This is a genomic window from Epilithonimonas sp. KH_059 (genome assembly GCF_057838485.1).
Map to the genome: position 1 here is coordinate 179,418 of NZ_CM174468.1, position 12,798 is coordinate 192,215.

Below are 12,798 nucleotides of genomic sequence, written 5' to 3' on the forward strand. Positions count from 1 at the left end.
AGTACTGAGCAGGATTAGCTTCTAATTTTTCATTTTTTTTGTAATTTTTAACTGATTGTTTAACAGTTGTTTGTAATTATTTATTACATTTGTATTACGCTAATGTGAACGGAATGTTAACAAACAAAAAATACAACACAATGAAAAATTACAATAGTCTTAAAATCAATGTTTTAACCTTAGGTGTTTTTGCGCTAAGCGCATTTTTCTCTATGACTTATGCCCAAACAGAAAGAGCAAATAACGAGATCGCGGCCGTGGAATTATCCAACAATGATGGATTTAATCAACTTCGAAACCTAATTGTAACGCATTTTGATTTTACAAATACTGAGATGCAGCAAGGACTGGTTAATTCAGAACTTTCATTTGCTTTGTCTGAGGAAGGGAAAATTACCCACGTTAATGCGAAAAGCGATTGCAAGTTTGTGAAAAAAGAATTGGAAACTGTTCTTTCGCAATTGCACTATAAAGTAAGAATGGAAGATTTAAAAGCAGATCCCAATCTTACTGTATTCCGCATGCCTGTGCAAGTTTTGATTGCAAACCGATAGGGAATTATTTACAGATTGTAAACAAAGAAATAAGGAATCCATACTGCAAAGTGTGGATTTTTTTTCTATTTTCGTTATAGTCCATAAAGGACTCTAACCAGTTTAAAAGAAACAGTACATGAATTTTACCATACGCGAAATGCAGCCCAGTGACGGGCAGAGAATCCTTGAGATTTTTCAACAGGGTCTTGATACCCATTTGGCAAGCTTTGAAACGCAGGCTCCTTCTTGGGAGAGCTGGGATATGAGTTTCCATCGAGTTGCAAGACTTGTCTTGCAAGGGGACGAGGGCAAGATCATTGGTTGGGCTGCGCTCAAACCCATTAGTACCCGGGCCTGTTACAGTGGCGTGGCAGAAGTGAGCGTTTATGTAGATTCTTTGTATCAAGGCAAAGGGTTAGGAACCATGCTACTTCGTCAATTGGCGCAGGCAAGTGAAGAGCATCAATTCTGGACCCTGCAATCGAGTATATTTCCTGAGAACGAGGCCTCAGTTCGAATGCACCAAAAGGCAGGCTTTAGACTTGTGGGTACAAGAAGAAAGATTGGAAAATTAGAGGAAACATGGAGGGATGTGTCCCTTTTAGAGCGTAGAAGTACGGTTATATTATAACGCTCCAGGCTATTTATTTCGGGTTTGGCACAAAGATTGAAATTTAGTAAGTATTCACACAATAGAAATAACAAAATGAATACAATACTAAAAATAGTTTTAGGTGGTGCACTTGCTGTAAGTGTGGCCTCTTGTGGTACAATGGATCCTTATTATGGAGACAACCGATATCCTTCTGGTACCTACGGAAATGGGGGAGTGTACAGAACTCCTGAAGGAACGGTTTATAGACAAGGGGATGTATACAGGGACCGAAATGGAAACATATACCGAAATGGACGAGTAATCGAACGTGGAAACGTATACGGACGTCCGGGAATTGTTCGTCGAGCGCAGTCTAATAACGCAAGAAGACTTCCATCAGGACAAGCTAAAAAAATATACGGTGGGAGAGCAAAAGACTATGCGCCAGGTCAAGTTAAGAAAAGACAATCCGTGTACTACGGTCAAAAGAAGAATTCTTACAAGAAAGGAAATTATAAGAAAAACAATTCCTATTACAAGAAATCAAATCACAAAAGAAAAAATCAGAACAACCAACATTAGATATGAATCTACTAAAACGGCTTCCCAAAAAGGAAGCCGCTTTATTTTGTTAGAATATTTCTGCCTTTTCTAAAGTAGTAGAAATTCGATCCATTGCTTTTTTAAGATCGCTCTCGGAGGCCGCATAGGAAAATCGTACACATTCCGGACTCCCAAAGGAGACTCCTCCCACGCATCCTACATGCGCATTTTCAAGGAGGAACATGGCAAAATCGTCCGCATCGTTAATTTTAGTTCCATTAAGGGTTTTGCCTAGATAAAAAGAAATATCTGGATAAAAGTAAAATGCGGATTTTGGCAGCAACACTTTAAAGCCAGGTATGGATTTCATTCGATCGTAGACCAAATCTCGACGAGATTTAAAGGCCTCAATCATATAGTGATACTCTTTTGGATTCGTTTTTAGGGCCGTGACTGCCGCTCTCTGTGCTATGGTGTTCGCGCCACTAGTCATTTGTCCTTGGATTTTATCTAGAGCGCCGGCAAGCCATTGTGGCGCAGCCGAGTATCCAAGTCTCCAGCCGGTCATGGCGTATCCTTTTGACATTCCATTAATCACGACCACTTGGTCCTTAATTTCAGGGAATACGGCAATGGATTTGTGCGAGGTTTCGTAATTGATGTATTCATAAATTTCATCGGAAATGACCACCAAATGAGGGTGCTTCTCAATTACTTTCGCTAAAGCTTTAAGTTCATCATACGTATAGTAACTTCCTGAAGGATTGCACGGAGAACTGTAGAGAAGTACTTTTGTATTCGGTGTGATGGCCTCTTCTAGCTGCTCTGCCGTCATCTTAAAATCATTTTCATAAGAGGTTTTAATAAAAACGGATTTCCCGCCCATTAACTTAACCATCTCATCGTAACTCACCCAGTAGGGAACGGGAAGGATAACCTCATCCCCGTCGTTTAATAGGGCGCCTAGTACATTGACAATGGCCTGTTTGGCCCCGTTGGAAACGCAAATTTGGCTTGGTTTAAAGTCGAGCTCGTTGTCTCTTTGAAGTTTTTCACAAATCGCTTCTCTTAGATCTAGAAATCCAGGAACAGGAGAGTAGTGGGAAAAGTTTTGATCAATGGCCTCTTGGGCTGCTTTTTTAATGTTTTGAGGAACATCAAAATCAGGTTCTCCAAGGGTGAGACTGATGACATCGATGCCGCTTGCTTTCATTTCGCGCGCTTTATTTGACATGACAAAGGTTTGAGAATAGCTCAATCGCTCAAGACGGTCCGAGAATTTTTTCATAGTTTTTTGATTCAATTCGAACAAAGATAAGAACATTTAATTTTCTAAATGACAAAGTTATTGTTACTTTTACATTCGCGAGAGGCTCGCACCCTGTAAATAATGCAAAACAAATGAAGTATTCCTTCAAAAACGATTATTCCGAAGGGGTCCATCCAAGAATACTACAAAAATTACTGGAGACCAACCTTACCCAAGAGCCCGGATACGGACTCGATCAGTACAGCACTGAGGCGAAACAAATTATTAAAGACAAGTTAAAGAGCGAGTCTGCTGAGATCTATTTTACCTCCGGCGGAACTCAGGCGAATTTACTTGTGATTGCTGCGGCACTTCGTTCTTATGAAAGTGTCATTAGTGCACAAACGGGACATATATTTACAAATGAAGCGGGAGCAATAGAAGCTTCCGGGCATAAGGTTCATGGACTGGAAAGTCCGGAAGGCAAAATTTCCTGTGAAGCGGTTGAAGAATTGCTAGAAATGCATACCAATGTGCCGCATCAAGTGCAGCCCAAATTGGTGTACATTTCCAATTCGACCGAGCTGGGTACTCTATATTCAAAAGAGGAATTGACCGCGCTTTATGAATTCTGTCAAAGAAAGAAACTCTATCTCTTTATGGACGGCGCAAGGCTAGGTCAGGCGTTAACAGCAGAACCGAATGATTTGGAATTTCGTGACCTCGCTAGGCTCTGTGATGCTTTCTATATTGGGGGTACGAAAAATGGAGCTTTGATGGGAGAGGCCATTGTACTTGTCAACCCAGAGATTCAGAAAAACTTTGGTTTTATTCTAAAACAAAGAGGGGCTTTGCTTGCGAAAGGTCGCGCTTTAGGTGTTCAATTTCTTGAACTCTTTAAAGACGAGCTCTTTTTTGAACTTGCTTCTCACTCCAACCAAATGGCCATGACACTCAAAAAAGCATTTACTTCGAAAGGCTATTCTTTTTTAAGTGACACCTACACCAATCAACTATTTCCTATTCTGAAAATAAGAGAGATTGAGAAGCTAGAACAAGACTATGAATTTTATCGTTGGAAGAAACTATCGGAGGATAGGTATGCCATTCGCTTAATCACCTCTTGGGCCACGCCCGAGGAGAAAATTGAGGAGTTTATAGACAAACTTGGAGCACTTTAGCTTCACGATGGAAGGACTGACGCTAGACGACTAGGACAATAGAAGATTAATATCAATAGAAGTATAAAGAATGAATATTGCAAATAGTACCGAAAAAGATATACCTGAAATTTTTAGACTTTATAAATTGGCCACTGAATTTCAGAAACAAAGGTTTCCTGAAAACCAATGGCCAGAATTTGATCGAAAATTAATAGAAGAAGAAATTGCACAAAACAGACAATTCAAGTTATTGATTGATGATGAAATTGCCTGTGTTTGGGCAATTGCATACAGCGATCCAGAAATTTGGAAACAGGACGATGGCGTATCTTCGCTTTACATCCATAGAATAGCAACGAACCCGAATTTTAGAGGCAACAATTATGTAAAAATTATCGTGGATTGGGCAAAAGAATTTGCAAAAGATAAGAAATTTATCCGGATGGATACCTGTGGGGAAAACCAAAAATTGATACAGCACTATCAATACTGTGGATTTGATTTCTTGGGTATTAAAAAACTGGGAGTTATTTCAAATTTACCCTCCCATTATGAAAATGCAGATGTCTGTTATTTCGAAATCAAACTTGAGCAATAATCATCTAAATTTTGAACTACCGATTCTTATTAAGATCTAGTAAAGAATTCGTATTTGACTAAACCTCAAAACAATAGATCGGTTAATTAAATTGGTTTAAAGTATTTTATTAAAAATGGGGAACTTCACTTTAGCGAAGTTCCCCATCCAATCCAAGGATACCTATAAGGTATTTATTTTATTAAGAGACTTAGTTCGTTCTCTTATTAAATTCTGCTTTTGCATCCTCCGTAGCATCTTTCGCTTTGTCAGTTGCATCTTTTGCAGCGTCCTTGGTGTTTTCCCATGTTTTATCGGCCCAGTCTTTGGTTTGATCCCAAGCATTGCTTACTGCGTCTTTCGTGTCTTCCCAAGCATCAGAAACATTTTCTTTTGCTCTTTCCATCCACCCTTCCTGAGTAGGCTCTGCGTTTCTTTCTTTCTGTTCGCGAATGTAATCTTTAGCTCTGTCCGCGTAATCGTTTACGGTCCATTTTGCTTTGTTCACTGCGTTTTCTGCTTTGTTATAATCTTGTCTGTCCATAATATAAAGTATTTAATTGTTATTTGGTAGTTATAGATTTGCAAGAAGTATTCCTTAGATCGTTAATATTATGTTAAACCGCTTAGATGTGGAAATTATGTAAATTGGGGACTTACTTCTTGAAAATCGCTGTCGTCCGATACGTTTAATTCAAGTTTAGTTATCTAAATATCTCAAAGACGATTTGGCAATTCATTTTATTTTCAAAATATGTTCTTAAAATACAGCATATTTGTAATACAATAATATTATTTAAAGATAAATAGTTAAACTAAATAATACCATTATGTTATTTGTTTCTTTGTCCAGAACTCAAAAAAGATTAGTTGAAAATATCCGTGAGAGACGTTTGCAAATGGATCTTACTCAGGAAGGTTTGGCTGAAAGATCGGGTGTTCCTTTACCCACTCTAAGGAAATTTGAGCAAAAAGGCTTGATTTCCTTGGAATCATTTTTAAAATTACTTTCCGTTGTTGGTGGATTAGAAGAAATGGTTGATGTTTTAAAACCAAAGGAAAAGAGTTTCATATCGATTGATGATGTACTAAAATCGGAGGAGAAACCCATTAAAAAAAGGGGAAGCAGAAAATGAAAATAGCCAACTAAGGAATAGAAATGGGCATTCTTAGACTAATGAATTTCAACTTTTGTAGAGGCCGGTCGCTCTATTTCACAAGTGTGATACAAACGTAATTCAAGCAAAGAAGATGTTTTATGGGTTTTCAAGCGCAATAGATCACCTGTCCAATAACGGACTTTGTCGAAAAATATGTACTTTTACGCATAGTAGTTTGGTGTGTAGGTACTTCAAACTTACTAAAAAATGAGTAGCCTTTTTTCGGGTACTCTTATTATCGGACAACAAGGATTAAAAATGAACAAAGAGAGATGCGCTTGGTGTGAAAAAGATCAACTTTACCGTGATTATCACGATAACGAATGGGGAATACCTGTAAGAGACGACGAGAAGCTTTTTGAGTTCCTAACCTTAGAGAGTTTTCAAGCAGGGCTCAGTTGGTATACCATTCTCTCCAAGCGAGAGAATTTCCGAAAGGCATTTGATTTCTTCGATTATAAAAAGATTGCTCAGTATAAGGAGCAGAAAATAGAAGAGCTCATGCAAAATGCAGGGATTGTTAGAAATCGACTAAAAATTTTAGCGACGATCCACAATGCCAAATGCTTTATGGAAGTTCAAAAAGAGTATGGGAGTTTCTCTACATACCTCTGGTCTTTTGTGGGTGGAAATCCGATTGTTAATTCTCCAAAGACCCTTAGTGAAGTACCTGCCACAAGTGAAATTTCCGATGCGCTATCCAAAGACCTGAAAAAGAAAGGATTTAAATTTATGGGCTCCACTGTAGTCTATGCCCATATGCAGGCCACGGGAATGGTCAACGATCATTTGGTCTCATGCTCCTTTAAAAACAAATAGGGATTTCAAAAAAGAAATCCCTAGGCTAATTACTTGATGATTCGTTCTAGCACCCAATCAATCATTCTCTTTTCCGAGGCATGATGGTCCGCTACAAATTCTCCTCGTCGACGGTTGGCCACCACGTTATTCACGGTTAGCGCTTTGTGACCTAGTAGCGCCGAAAGCCCGTAAATGGCGGAGGTTTCCATTTCAAAATTGGAAACGCCAAGATCGTTAAGGGTTTCTAAGAATTTCTCATCCACACTGCGAAGTCGTAGTTGTCTTCCCTGAGGTGCATAGAAGCCCGGGAAGGTGGCTGTATTTCCATGGTAAGGGGCATCCTTATAGTAATGTGCAATTTCTTTGGACTGCTCTGCAAAATAGAGCATTCCTTTAATACGCTCGTAAGGAAACCCTTCTAAAAAGGCTTTTGAAAATTCATTCTCAAATTCATAATCAGGGTAGAAATGAAGAAGTCCATCGAGTCCTACTACGTTTTGTGTGACCAGCATTTGGTCTACTTCGATATCGGGATGCACCGATCCGCAGGTTCCTAAGCGAAAAAGCTCTAAGGAGGTATGCGATGTCTTAAGCTCTTTTTTCTCTAAATCGATATTCACTAAAGCATCAAGTTCGTTTAGAACGATATCGATGTTCTCAGTTCCTATCCCGGAAGACATTACTGTAATTCTTTCGCCACGAAGCGTACCTGTGTGGGTAAAGAATTCCCTTTTGTTCTTCTTAAGTTCAATCGTATCGAAAAAAGCGGATACTTTGGGAACCCGATCGGGATCGCCCACTAAAATGATTTTCGAGGCAATGTCCTCAGGCAATAAATTGAGATGGTATACACTTCCGTCTGGGTTTAAAACCAGTTCGGAGGCTGCAAGTTTGTTTATCATAAGTTGAAATTGATTTTTGTTTTCGAATTAGAAAAAGAGAAAGTAGAGGGATTTATCCTCCAACACGTTTAGTCTTGTACCCTAATTCCTTAAGAATCGTCATAATCTTATCGCGGTGATCACCTTGGATAATGATCACGCCGTCTTTTTCTGATCCGCCTAACGCGAGGCGAGTTTTTAAGATTTTGGATAAGGCTTTTAGTTCCGATTGAGGGCCTTCAAATCCTTCGATTAACGTGACAGGTTTTCCTGCTCGCGCTTTCTTTTCAAATTTGCAGACCAAAGCTGACTTTTGCTCAAAGACTTCGATCGGTTCTTCTAGTTCCTGTTCCTCATGGTCGGGGAACAAATTTTTTAATTGATCTCTTAAATCCATCAGTCAAAATTAGGAATTAATCTGGAAAGTTCCTCCTATTAATAAAGATTATGCTTCTCTAGCAAGGTCAAATGGAAAACACACGAGGGTTTTCTGCTCTACACTTCGATATTTGCCTCATTCCAAATCGATTTTCGCCGATAAAGTAGGAGGGTTGGGAATTGTTTTGGTAATTTTGTACAAGTAAAATAAGTACATCATGTCAAAAAAAGCAATACTTGCCATACTCGACGGCTGGGGACTCGGAACGGATCCTAGTGTTTCCGCCATCGATCAGGCCTCCACTCCGTTTATGGATAGTTTATATAGAAATTTCCCACACACTACCTTAGAGGCAAGCGGACTCGCTGTGGGACTTCCCATCGGTCAGATGGGGAATTCAGAGGTAGGTCATATGAACCTAGGCGCCGGACGAGTGGTGTACCAGAATTTGGTGAAATTAAATATGGCTGTGGAAAGTGCTACGTTAGGTAAAGAAAATGCAATCACAGAGGCTTTTGAGTACGCAAAGAAAAACCACAAAAAAGTGCATTTGATTGGACTGGTTTCCAATGGGGGAGTGCATTCCCATATCAACCACCTAAAAGGACTCTTAACCGCCGTACATGAAAATGGACTTTCCGACTGTACGTATGTCCACGCCTTTACAGATGGACGGGACTGCGATCCGCAATCGGGCGTGCATTTCATCGATGAGCTCTTAACCCATATGCAAACCACAGGTGGAAAACTAGCCTCGGTTGTGGGACGGTATTATGCAATGGACCGAGACAAACGATGGGAGCGAGTCAAATTAGCATACGATGCCATGGTCAAAGGAATCGGAGAATCATCTTACAATGCCCTCGAATCGATTCAGCATTCGTATGACCAGGAGATCACAGATGAATTTTTAAAGCCAATTGTCATGCAAAAGGAGAGTCATCTTCCGATGGCTTTAATTGAAGAAGGCGACGTAGTGATTAGTTTTAATTTCCGCACGGACCGTGGACGTGAAATTACAGAGGTTTTATGCCAAAACGATTTCCCAGAGTACAATATGCATGCGCTTGATTTGTATTACGTCACGCTAACGAATTACGACAAAGGATTCAAAAACGTGAAAGTAGTTTTTGATGAGCAAGTGTTACAAGAAACGCTAGGCGAGGTCCTCGAAAAGCATGGCAAATCTCAAATTCGCGTCGCGGAAACAGAAAAATACCCTCATGTTACTTTTTTCTTTTCAGGAGGACGGGAAGAACCCTTTTCTAAGGAGAAGAGAATTTTATGCCCTAGTCCGAAGGACGTTCCTACCTACGATTTTAAACCGGAAATGTCCGCCTACGAGATTACCGAAAATATTTTGGTGGAGATTAATAGCGAAAGTGCGGATTTCATTTGTTTGAATTTTGCCAATACCGATATGGTCGGGCATACAGGTGTGTTTGAAGCTGCCGTGAAAGCCGCTGAGACGGTCGATTCCTGCATCGAAAAAGTAGCTACTGCAGCCTATGAGCATGGGTATTGTGTCTTTATATTGGCCGATCATGGAAACAGCGATGTGATGAAAAACAAGGACGGTTCCCCCAATACACAGCATTCCACCAATCTGGTTCCTTTAATTGTCATGGACAAAGACCAAGTTTGGAACTTAAAACCAGGGAAACTTGGGGATGTTGCTCCCTCGATCCTTAAAGCCATGGGAATCGAAATCCCAGAAATAATGACAGGAGAGGTTCTCATTGAACCTTAATTTCCCTGCAATGTGTTATGCTAAAAATAATTATTTAACTATCTTGCACCTCAGAAATGAACCCAATGTATAATAAATTAGTGCGACTAGAGGTCATGCGAACTCTAAGTCCAGAAGTCAATTCTTTTATCGATACTTATTTAACGCCTGTAGAAAAAATATGGCAACCTACTGATTTTCTACCGGATCCTACGAGTGACTCCTTTCAGGACGAGGTCCAAGAATTGCAGCATTTTGCGCAGGACATGGAATACGATTTGTTTGTGACTCTCATTGGAGACTGTATTACAGAGGAGGCTCTACCCAGCTACGAAAGTTGGATTATGGGAATCGATGGAGTAGAACAAGAAAAAAGTGGGGGATGGAGCCAATGGGTTCGATCCTGGACCGCAGAAGAAAATAGACACGGAGACTTACTTAACAAGTACCTATACCTGTGTGGAAGAGTAAATATGCGTGAAGTAGAGATTACCACTCAATACCTGATTCAAGATGGTTTTGACTTGGGAACCTCAGCCGATCCTTACCGAAACTTTGTCTATACAAGTTTCCAAGAATTAGCCACCAATTACTCCCACCGACGAGTAGGGACTTTTGCGAAGCAAAGCGGGAATAAAAAACTAGCCAAAATGTGCGCTGTCATTGCAGCGGATGAAGCGAGACATGCAAAGGCCTACAAGCATTTTGTAACGCGTATTTTTGAGATGGATCCTTCCGAAATGATGCTTGCTTTTGAAGACATGATGAGAAAGAAAATTGTCATGCCTGCCCATATGATGAGAGAAAGTGGACAGAAAGCGGGAGAGCTTTGGTCTCATTTCTCGGATGCGGCGCAGCGTTGTATGGTGTATACGGCGCAGGACTATATTGATATCCTTAAACAACTTCTAGACGATTGGAAAATTGAGCATATTGACAACTTAAATGAGTCGGCTCAAAAAGCGCAGGAGTACCTAATGAAACTGCCTTCTCGACTGCAGCGAGTAACCGATCGAATTTCCACTCCGGATCAGGAGTACAAATTCAAATGGGTACGCAGTTAACAGAGCGAGTCTAAACATTCTATTAGAGCTGGAGTTTCCAAAACATCCGGCTCTTTTTTTGTACCTTTGCACTCGGAAAATAGTTTGAACATGATGAAAAGCAATAAAAAACTGGCGATCGATTTCGACGGTACTATTGTAGACGATGCTTATCCTGGTATCGGAAAACCTAAAATTTTTGCATTCGACACCTTGAAAAAGCTTCAAAGTGAGGGCTATCGCCTAATTCTATGGACTTACCGAAGCGGCAAAGAGCTCGACGAGGCGATTGAATTTTGCCGCAAGCATGGACTTGAATTTTACAGCGTCAATTCAAGCTTTGAAGGGGAAGTCTTTGATGAACAGAATGCCTCACGAAAAATTGACGCAGATTTGTTTATTGACGATCGCAATCTAGGAGGATTTCCAGGTTGGGGTGAGATTTACAGAATTATTGATGAAAAAATTGAATTTCGCGTAGAAGGAGGAGAAGTCCTTGCATTTTCAAAAATGAAAAAAGATAAGAAAAAAGGCCTTTTTTGGTAAAAGAATATGATACAACTAAAAAGCATAGAAGAACTTAGACTGATGCGCGAGAGTGCACAGCTAGTTTCGAAAACGCTAGGAATGGTGGCCAGCGAAATAAAACCAGGGGTTACTACCAATTATATAGACAAAATTGCCGACGAATTCATCCGTGATCACGGCGGTATTCCGGCTTTCCTCGGACAGTATGGATTTCCTAAGAACCTTTGTATTTCTCCGAATGAAGAAGTGGTGCATGGGATTCCGAACGATAAGCCCTTAGAGGATGGCGACGTATTGTCTGTGGATTGTGGTGTTTACATGAACGGGTTTTATGGAGATCATGCCTATTCCTTTGAAGTAGGAGAAGTCGATGAAGAAGTTAAAAAGCTCCTAAAGGTTACAAAAGAATCCCTTTACAAAGGAATCGAGCAGTGCGTTAGAGGGAAGCGTGTAGGGGATATTTCTTATGCAATTCAAACGTACTGTGAATCTCACGGTTATGGTGTCGTTCGTGAGTTGGTAGGGCATGGGCTTGGCCGCAAAATGCACGAGGATCCTCAAGTCCCTAATTACGGGAAGAAGGGGAGTGGGAAAGTCTTAAAAGATGGTGTCGCACTTGCTATTGAACCTATGATTAATCTAGGAACCGAAAAAGTGAAGTTTCATTCAGACGGATGGACCGTAACCACACTAGATAACAAACCTTCAGCTCATTTTGAACACGATGTATGCATCATTGGGGGCAAACCCGTTTTGCTTTCCACTTATAAATTTATTTACGAAGCGTTAGGAATTGAGTCTGATGAAGAAGCGGCTTTTACGCTGGATTTCTAGATGCAGAAACTAGCGAAATACCTTTTAAATGCCTTACCTCGGCCGATTTTAATTCGCCTGAGTTTAGCACTTAGACCCTTACTTTATCTTTGGTTTCGGGGAAAAGACTTTACCGATCCCATTGACAAACGTTCCTACCGGAAGTTTCTTCCCTATGGGTATGGAACCCCAAGACCCGGGGCGTTAGCCCCAGGAACTTTAAGTCTAGAAAGACACCGTCAGATGTGGCTTTATCTAGAGAAAGAGACCTCGTACTTTTCGGACTCCTTGAAAGTCCTTCACATGGCGCCCGAACAAGCTTTCTTTAAACGTTTCAAACGAATGAAGAACCTTCATTATGTGTCTGCGGATCTATATTCACCCATTGTCGATGTCAAAGCCGATTTGCTGCAATTGCCTTTTGAGAACGAAGAATTTGATGTGGTCTTCTGCAACCATGTACTTGAACATATTGTGGACGATAGAAAGGCCATGAAGGAACTCTACCGCGTCTTAAAACCGGGCGGTTGGGGAATCTTGCAAGTTCCTTTAAAAAGAAATGAGAAGCAAACCTATGAAGATTTCTCCATTACCGATCCGAAAGAAAGACAAATTCATTTTGGACAGTACGACCATGTGCGTTGGTACGGAATGGATTACTTCACGCGTCTTGAATCCGTAGGATTCGAAGTGGAAGCACTAGAGTACTCTAAGAACTTCTCAAAACAGGAGCAAAAGCGCTATGGACTCAGCGAGAACGAAATTCTACCGATCGTTCGAAAAAAATAAATCGGTAATTTA

The 12,798-nt window shown here is 40.5% G+C and carries 16 protein-coding genes; 12 read left to right on the plus strand and 4 right to left on the minus strand.

Annotated features, from left to right (window positions below):
- Positions 1–140: 140 nt before the first annotated feature.
- The 3 genes from AC3IRX_RS00835 to AC3IRX_RS00845 all read left to right on the plus strand — a co-directional run bounded on the left by AC3IRX_RS00835 (position 141) and on the right by AC3IRX_RS00845 (position 1,713).
- Complete coding sequence (locus AC3IRX_RS00835; RefSeq protein ID WP_489210622.1) at positions 141–554, plus strand: hypothetical protein; 414 nt, start codon at positions 141–143, stop codon at positions 552–554.
- A gap of 118 nt (positions 555–672) precedes the next feature.
- On the plus strand, positions 673–1,167 hold the full coding sequence (locus AC3IRX_RS00840) for a GNAT family N-acetyltransferase (RefSeq protein ID WP_489210623.1): 495 nt from the start codon (positions 673–675) through the stop codon (positions 1,165–1,167).
- Positions 1,168–1,242: 75 nt separating this feature from the next.
- The gene (locus AC3IRX_RS00845; RefSeq protein ID WP_489210624.1) at positions 1,243–1,713 is read left to right on the plus strand and encodes a hypothetical protein; all 471 of its coding nucleotides are present in this window, start codon (positions 1,243–1,245) and stop codon (positions 1,711–1,713) included.
- Positions 1,714–1,762: 49 nt separating this feature from the next.
- On the opposite strand, the gene AC3IRX_RS00850 is transcribed toward AC3IRX_RS00845, so the two are convergent.
- Positions 1,763–2,962 (minus strand): pyridoxal phosphate-dependent aminotransferase, encoded by a 1,200-nt coding sequence (locus AC3IRX_RS00850; RefSeq protein WP_489210625.1) that lies wholly within the window; start codon positions 2,960–2,962, stop codon positions 1,763–1,765.
- A gap of 113 nt (positions 2,963–3,075) precedes the next feature.
- Here AC3IRX_RS00850 and AC3IRX_RS00855 point away from each other — a divergent pair, with 113 nt between their 5' ends.
- Positions 3,076–4,104, plus strand: coding sequence for a threonine aldolase family protein (locus AC3IRX_RS00855; protein ID WP_489210626.1), 1,029 nt, complete (start codon positions 3,076–3,078; stop codon positions 4,102–4,104).
- Positions 4,105–4,174: 70 nt separating this feature from the next.
- Positions 4,175–4,684, plus strand: a complete 510-nt coding sequence (locus AC3IRX_RS00860) for a GNAT family N-acetyltransferase (RefSeq protein ID WP_489210627.1) — start codon at positions 4,175–4,177, stop codon at positions 4,682–4,684.
- A 190-nt stretch (positions 4,685–4,874) separates the two neighbouring features.
- On the opposite strand, the gene AC3IRX_RS00865 is transcribed toward AC3IRX_RS00860, so the two are convergent.
- Positions 4,875–5,207 (minus strand): hypothetical protein, encoded by a 333-nt coding sequence (locus AC3IRX_RS00865; RefSeq protein ID WP_459084069.1) that lies wholly within the window; start codon positions 5,205–5,207, stop codon positions 4,875–4,877.
- 286 nt (positions 5,208–5,493) lie between these two features.
- Between AC3IRX_RS00865 and AC3IRX_RS00870 the strand changes: the two genes are divergently transcribed.
- On the plus strand, positions 5,494–5,799 hold the full coding sequence (locus AC3IRX_RS00870; RefSeq protein WP_489210628.1) for a helix-turn-helix domain-containing protein: 306 nt from the start codon (positions 5,494–5,496) through the stop codon (positions 5,797–5,799).
- A gap of 282 nt (positions 5,800–6,081) precedes the next feature.
- A complete protein-coding gene (locus AC3IRX_RS00875) occupies positions 6,082–6,642 on the plus strand; it encodes a DNA-3-methyladenine glycosylase I (protein ID WP_489211494.1) in 561 nt (186 codons plus the stop codon).
- A gap of 29 nt (positions 6,643–6,671) precedes the next feature.
- On the opposite strand, the gene AC3IRX_RS00880 is transcribed toward AC3IRX_RS00875, so the two are convergent.
- Positions 6,672–7,526: a nucleoside phosphorylase gene (locus AC3IRX_RS00880; RefSeq protein WP_489210629.1), complete on the minus strand. Its 855-nt coding sequence runs from the start codon at positions 7,524–7,526 to the stop codon at positions 6,672–6,674.
- A 52-nt stretch (positions 7,527–7,578) separates the two neighbouring features.
- Positions 7,579–7,902, minus strand: coding sequence for a translation initiation factor (locus AC3IRX_RS00885; RefSeq protein ID WP_489210630.1), 324 nt, complete (start codon positions 7,900–7,902; stop codon positions 7,579–7,581).
- 199 nt (positions 7,903–8,101) lie between these two features.
- On the opposite strand from AC3IRX_RS00885, the gene gpmI reads away from it, so the two are divergent.
- From gpmI to AC3IRX_RS00910, 5 genes are all read left to right on the plus strand, one after another.
- The gene (gene gpmI / locus AC3IRX_RS00890; protein ID WP_489210631.1) at positions 8,102–9,634 is read left to right on the plus strand and encodes a 2,3-bisphosphoglycerate-independent phosphoglycerate mutase; all 1,533 of its coding nucleotides are present in this window, start codon (positions 8,102–8,104) and stop codon (positions 9,632–9,634) included.
- 65 nt (positions 9,635–9,699) lie between these two features.
- Complete coding sequence (locus tag AC3IRX_RS00895) at positions 9,700–10,677, plus strand: acyl-ACP desaturase (RefSeq protein ID WP_489210632.1); 978 nt, start codon at positions 9,700–9,702, stop codon at positions 10,675–10,677.
- A 93-nt stretch (positions 10,678–10,770) separates the two neighbouring features.
- The gene (locus tag AC3IRX_RS00900) at positions 10,771–11,202 is read left to right on the plus strand and encodes a BT0820 family HAD-type phosphatase (protein ID WP_489211495.1); all 432 of its coding nucleotides are present in this window, start codon (positions 10,771–10,773) and stop codon (positions 11,200–11,202) included.
- 6 nt (positions 11,203–11,208) lie between these two features.
- Positions 11,209–12,018 (plus strand): type I methionyl aminopeptidase, encoded by an 810-nt coding sequence (map, locus tag AC3IRX_RS00905; protein ID WP_489210633.1) that lies wholly within the window; start codon positions 11,209–11,211, stop codon positions 12,016–12,018.
- Positions 12,019–12,786, plus strand: coding sequence for a class I SAM-dependent methyltransferase (locus tag AC3IRX_RS00910; protein WP_489210634.1), 768 nt, complete (start codon positions 12,019–12,021; stop codon positions 12,784–12,786).
- The last annotated feature ends 12 nt before the right edge of the window (positions 12,787–12,798 follow it).